The sequence below is a fragment of the Roseburia inulinivorans DSM 16841 genome (genome assembly GCF_000174195.1).
Classification (GTDB): domain Bacteria; phylum Bacillota; class Clostridia; order Lachnospirales; family Lachnospiraceae; genus Roseburia; species Roseburia inulinivorans.
In genome coordinates this window covers 22,021-28,020 of record NZ_ACFY01000168.1, presented here as the reverse complement: position 1 = coordinate 28,020, position 6,000 = coordinate 22,021, and the positions used below count along the sequence as shown (strand labels likewise).

5 protein-coding genes are annotated in these 6,000 nt (G+C 40.6%); 3 read left to right on the top strand and 2 right to left on the bottom strand.

Annotated elements, in window-relative coordinates; all coding sequences use genetic code 11:
* Positions 1–90: 90 nt before the first annotated feature.
* Positions 91–1,398, bottom strand: coding sequence for an ATP-binding protein (locus tag ROSEINA2194_RS18395; protein WP_007890408.1), 1,308 nt, complete (start codon positions 1,396–1,398; stop codon positions 91–93).
* A 301-nt stretch (positions 1,399–1,699) separates the two neighbouring features.
* Here ROSEINA2194_RS18395 and ROSEINA2194_RS18390 point away from each other — a divergent pair, with 301 nt between their 5' ends.
* The 3 genes from ROSEINA2194_RS18390 to bilR all read left to right on the top strand — a co-directional run bounded on the left by ROSEINA2194_RS18390 (position 1,700) and on the right by bilR (position 4,248).
* The gene (locus ROSEINA2194_RS18390) at positions 1,700–2,539 is read left to right on the top strand and encodes a bacteriohemerythrin (RefSeq protein ID WP_007890407.1); all 840 of its coding nucleotides are present in this window, start codon (positions 1,700–1,702) and stop codon (positions 2,537–2,539) included.
* 193 nt (positions 2,540–2,732) lie between these two features.
* Positions 2,733–3,143, top strand: a complete 411-nt coding sequence (gene bilQ / locus ROSEINA2194_RS18385; protein WP_007890406.1) for a bilirubin utilization transcriptional regulator BilQ — start codon at positions 2,733–2,735, stop codon at positions 3,141–3,143.
* 4 nt (positions 3,144–3,147) lie between these two features.
* Positions 3,148–4,248, top strand: a complete 1,101-nt coding sequence (bilR, locus tag ROSEINA2194_RS18380) for a bilirubin reductase (protein WP_007890405.1) — start codon at positions 3,148–3,150, stop codon at positions 4,246–4,248.
* Between the two features lie 116 nt (positions 4,249–4,364).
* On the opposite strand, the gene serS is transcribed toward bilR, so the two are convergent.
* A complete protein-coding gene (serS, locus tag ROSEINA2194_RS18375; RefSeq protein WP_007890404.1) occupies positions 4,365–5,654 on the bottom strand; it encodes a serine--tRNA ligase in 1,290 nt (429 codons plus the stop codon).
* Positions 5,655–6,000: the final 346 nt, after the last annotated feature.

Here is a 6,000-nt window from a genome sequence, read left to right as displayed (position 1 = left end):
AAAGATTATAACATACCAAGTAATAACCGGGAACTACAGCTACAATGTATTATGGGAATTCAGTGATAATATTTTTAAAAAAATAATACTTTAAATAAACGCGATCATATATAACGGTAATGTAATGATACCATCATCACTTACACCTATATTACCATCAACAAACTTGTATCCATAAGGAATATCTGCATTCATTTTCAAAATAGATTTTAAGGAATTAGCCCGCGTATTTCCACTTTTAACCTCAATCGGAACTACCACACCATCTTTTTGGATCATAACATCAATTTTTCTCTTGGTTGTCTCATTTTTATAGAAATATAACGGATATCCTTTCTTGTAAAGTGCATCTGCTATGGCACATTCATATATACCGCCTTTTGAGTTTCCGAATAACGTATTTTCTACGATATGTTGCTTTAATGAAAAATCTTTCATCGCCATCAAAAGAGATAAATCCGTTGTGTATGCCCTGAAAAAGTCATCTCTTGCATAGTCATCCAGATCAAATCTGACATCTGTTACCAGTTTGCATAAATGCACCATATCCGCACGAAGCAGCCACTCAATACTTGAAAAATATTTTTGTGCCCGACCACCATGCTCGACCTCTTTATATTGAAATTTATGGTTTTCCTTATCCAGTAACTGTTTTGCAAGAGAAAGATAACACTTTTCTGCTTTTACCTTTTCCTCAGCTGTTGCATAATGTGCTATGTCATACTGGTATCCCTGTAAGAGGCTGCGCTGTATCCTGTCAATTTTCCTAAAATCTTTTGTGTCTATATATTTCTGTACTGCCTCTGGCATACCACCTATTGCAATGTACTGTCTGTAATAATTCATCATTTGCGAATGAATTGCTTCAGGCACAATCATTTTAGAACGCAGATAACCACAGAGATTTTCTATCATATCCCCGGATATTCCCATTCCCCACAGAAACTCTTCAAAATCAATCCCATACATTTTCAAATAATCAACATATCCAACCGGATAAGAAGAGGCACGTTTGTAATCGATTCCAAGAAGTGAGCCAGATACAATTACATCATATTTATTATCTATCGCCCAAAATTTAAGTGATGTGACCGCTTCCTGACATTCCTGAATTTCATCCAGAAAAATCAATGTTTTTCCAGGAATAATTTTCTTTTCAGGGAAGCGGAACCGCATACCCATAACCATAGCATCTACGGTAAGATCTCCAGAAAATATCTCCATCGCAGAAGGCATCTGTTTAAAATTAATTTCAACCAGTTCTTCATAATTTTCTTCGGCAAAACGTTCAACGGTATATGTCTTTCCTGTTTGTCTGGCACCCTGAACGACAAGGCACTTCTTATCCTTTGTGTTTATCCAGTTTTTCATAAAATCTGTTGCTTTTCTTTTTAACATAAGGCACCTCTGATCAACATAAATAACACTTTTTAATGTAAATCATCAACATTTTAGAAAGATAAAATGTATATCTGTCAACATTTCAGAAAAATTATATCATTAATTTGAATCGATGAAAAGGATTATTGCAAATTTCATCCGTAGTACCTGTAAAAGTATGGCATAATTTCCACGAAAACAACTGTAATTTTCTTCCAGCATGTGCTATGATGATGACATAAATGTAGCAACACGAAAGACATTCCACTGCACTTTTCCGTAAGCGCTGCGGATTTATGACACACAGAAGGAGGATTTTATGTACGAATTTACAGAAGACTGTATGCTTCATATTGATGCAATCGATGAAGAACACAAGCGTCTGTTCCAGATGATAAATGAAGCATTCGAATTAGTTGAGAAAACAGAGGATGTGACAGCCATCGGTCAAAGCCTGATCGCAAACCTGAAAGATTACGCAGCTACGCACCTTGCTCATGAGGAGGCTTATATGGAGAGTATCCATGATCCTGAGCTTCCTCTCCAGAAGACAGAACATGCTGCATTTGCAAAGACGATCAACGAATTTAAACTGGATACCACATCACCACGCAATGCCAAGAGATCGTTAAATGAACTTCTTACTTACCTCGTGCACTGGCTTTATCATCATATTTTAAGCAGCGATATGATGATCGGGAAAATGATCCCTACGGAAGAATCTACAGAGGATCCATTTGCATTCACGGACAAATACAAAACCGGCATCACATTTGTCGATGATGAGCACCGCAAGCTGTTTGAGATCATCAGTGATACCAATGACCTCATCCACGACCAGCTTTTACATGATAAATACGATGAGATCATGCGTCTGCTGGCAGAACTGAGAGATTATACGGAATTACATTTCAGCGAGGAAGAGGCTCTGATGGAGCGCATCCATTATCCTGAACTTCCTTCACAGAAACGGGCACACGCTGCATTTGTAGACCGTCTTGTAAATATCGATCTGGATGAAATGGAGGATCTGGATGACAACCAGCAGGTATATCTTCTTGATCTGATCCAGTTTTTACTGAACTGGCTTGCAAACCACATTCTTGCCTGTGATAAAAAAATTGGTGAATATATGCGCGAAAATCATATTTCTGAATAAGCAGGAACGGTTGTATGGGTTTTCACCCGAATGATAAAAGATCACAAGTCATCCGGTCAAAAACTCATACAACTTTTTTATTTTCTTACTTGACAAAGTCAAGTATTGGTTTTATACTGTGTGCAGTTGGAAACGTAAATACTCAGTTTTCGATATGAAAATTGGATTTCGCTTTGCGATGTAAGGAGGATTTATGCTAATATCAACTCTTTCCTACTATACAACTGAACTATATAAAGAATTTGCTGCTTACACAACAGAAAAGCTCCATGAGTTAGGTCTTAACTTTGGTCAGATGTACTTTATCATTTATGTGGGCAAACATCCTGAGTGTACCCCATCAGAACTGACCAGCGCCTTAAAACTGGACTGGGGACATTCGCAGCGCTCCGTTGCGAAACTTGCAGAAAATGGTTTTCTGATCAAAGAAAAGAAATCCGGCCGCAGTTACCGGTTAACTTTAACCTCTCTTGGGAAACAGGCTTTTGATGTCTGCCATCAGGTACTTTTCGACTGGGATGCCACCAAATTGACCGGTCTTACCAATGAGGAGCAGCAGCTCCTTTTAAATCTGTTGTGTAAAATATCAATTCAGAAAGTGTGAGATTATGTACGAAACAATTCAGACTCCCTTCAATTATGGAGGATTAACCTTAAAAAACCGCATTATTTTTGCCCCTACAACATTCGGTTTATCGGATGAAGATTACTTTGAAAAAATACGCCGGATTGCAGCTGGCGGCTGCGCCATGATCATTGTCGGAGACGTTCCGGTTGGAAAAAGTCATTTCGGCAAATCGCTTTTTGACAAAAAAGGCTTTGCATTCTATCAAAAAGTAATCGGGATCGCCCATGACAATGACTGTAAGGTATGCGCCCAGCTTCATCAGTCCGATTCCAATATCAAAGCCATGTTAAAATATGTTCCGGGCGTGCTCACAAAACGGATCAGCATGCAGGAACTCCGCCCTCTTTTAAATAATGAGGTTGCTCCATATATTACGAATATGCCCCACAAAAAAGTAAAAGAGATCACCTCTGCTTTCGGCACTGCCGCTGTTCTCGCAAAAAAAGCAGGATTTGATATGATCCAGATCCACGGTGACCGTATGTGTGGAAGTTTCAGTTCTTCCATTTACAACCACCGCACCGATGAATACGGCGGAACTGCCGAAAACCGTGCCCGTTTTGCAGTGGAGGCTGTTTCTGCCGTCCGCGAAAAACTGCCGGATATGCCAATCGATTACAAGCTTGCCGTCCGTCAGGAGAATCCACACTACGGAAATGCAGGTGTTATCGAGGATGAGCTGAAGGTATTTGTTCCAATGCTTGAAAAAGCAGGCGTTACAAGCTTCCATGTCACACTCGCAAACCATTCTGATCTTGAGAATACCATCCCACCGAAAAACCATCCATATTTTGGTGAACCGGGATGTTTCCTGAAATTCTGTGATGAGGTAAGACAGTACACCAATCTTCCAATCTGTGGTGTCGGCGGACTTACCGATCCTGATTTTGTGGAAAAACAGCTTGCCGATGGCCGTATCCAGTGTGCTGCCATGAGCCGCCAGTTACTGGCTGATCCTGACTGGGTGAACAAGCTGAAAAATGGTCATGCAGACCAGATCCACCGCTGCGTCCGCTGCAACAAAAAATGTCTTGGCGGGCTGATGCAGCATCAGGGAACACACTGTATTTATGAGAAATAATTTTTTAAAAAAAGAATGCATCCGGATTAATTTCCTCCGGATACATTCTTTTTTATTTGTTCTTACTTTTTTATTTGTTCTTACTTTTTTATTTATTCTTACTTTTCTATTTCTTCTTAGTGTTTTGGAACGATCTTCTCAATTCCACCCATATATGGCTGAAGTGCTTTTGGAATGTTGACGCTTCCGTCCTCATTTAAGTTGTTCTCTAAGAATGCGATCAGCATACGTGGCGGAGCAACAACTGTGTTGTTTAAGGTATGTGCAAAATATTTGTTTCCGTCTTTTCCTTTTACCCTGATCTTTAAACGTCTTGCCTGTGCATCTCCTAAGTTTGAGCAGCTTCCAACTTCGAAGTATTTCTTCTGTCTTGGAGACCATGCCTCTACGTCGCAGGATTTTACTTTTAAGTCAGCGAGATCGCCGGAGCAGCACTCTAATGTACGGACCGGGATATCTAAGCTGCGGAACAGGTCAACAGTATTCTGCCATAATTTATCATACCAGACTTTGGATTCTTCCGGTCTGCAGACAACGATCATTTCCTGTTTCTCGAACTGGTGGATACGGTATACACCACGTTCCTCGATACCGTGTGCTCCTTTTTCCTTACGGAAACATGGAGAGTAAGAAGTCAGTGTGTATGGTAATTTTTCTTCATCGTTGATCGTGTCAATGAATTTACCGATCATGGAATGTTCGGAAGTTCCGATCAGGTAAAGATCCTCTCCCTCGATCTTGTACATCATAGCATCCATCTCGTCAAAACTCATAACACCTGTTACAACGTTGCTTCGGATCATGAATGGTGGTACACAGTAAGTAAATCCACGGTCGATCATGAAATCTCTTGCGTAGGAGATCACTGCGGAATGGATTCTTGCGATATCACCCATTAAATAATAGAAACCGTTTCCTGCAACTTTTCCTGCTGCGTCAAGGTCGATACCATCAAAACGATCCATGATATCTGTGTGATATGGGATTTCAAAATCAGGAACGACAGGTTCGCCGAATTTTTCGATCTCCACGTTGCAGCTGTCATCTTTTCCGATTGGAACAGACGGATCGATGATGTTTGGGATTACCATCATGATCTTTGTTACTTTTTCCTGCAACTCTTTCTCTGTTTCCTCTAACTCAGCAAGGCGTGCTGCATTGGCACTTACCTGTGCCTTTACTGCCTCTGCTTCTTCTTTCTTGCCCTGTCCCATTAACTGTCCGATCTGTTTGGATAAGGTGTTACGGCTTGCACGAAGCTCATCTGCCTCTTTCTGTGTTGCTCTTGCCTTCGCATCTAACTCGATCACTTCGTCTACTAATGGTAATTTCTGATCCTGGAATTTGTTTTTAATGTTCTGTTTTACGATTTCCGGATTTTCTCTTAAAAATTTTAAATCGATCATTTTTTCTAAGCTCCTTTTTCTTTTTTATAACACAAAAGCCTTCCGCCCCTGTGCCAAAACACATGGGACGAAAGGCTGTATTCTCTTCCGCGTTGCCACCCATATTGCCGGAACACTCTGCCTCTCTTTCTCTATGTTAAAGAACAGATCTTCTTCCGACCTCTCAAACGTACGATACAGGGTACGAACCTTGTGACTTTCATCACCGGCTCTGAAAGTGGAAAGACCTTACTCACTGCACCGGTTTACACCTGCCACCGGCTCTCTGAAACAGCTTTTCGATCGTAGCTTTCGTCACTGCCAATTTCTTCCGACATTATACCCTCATTATCTGCAAAATGCAACT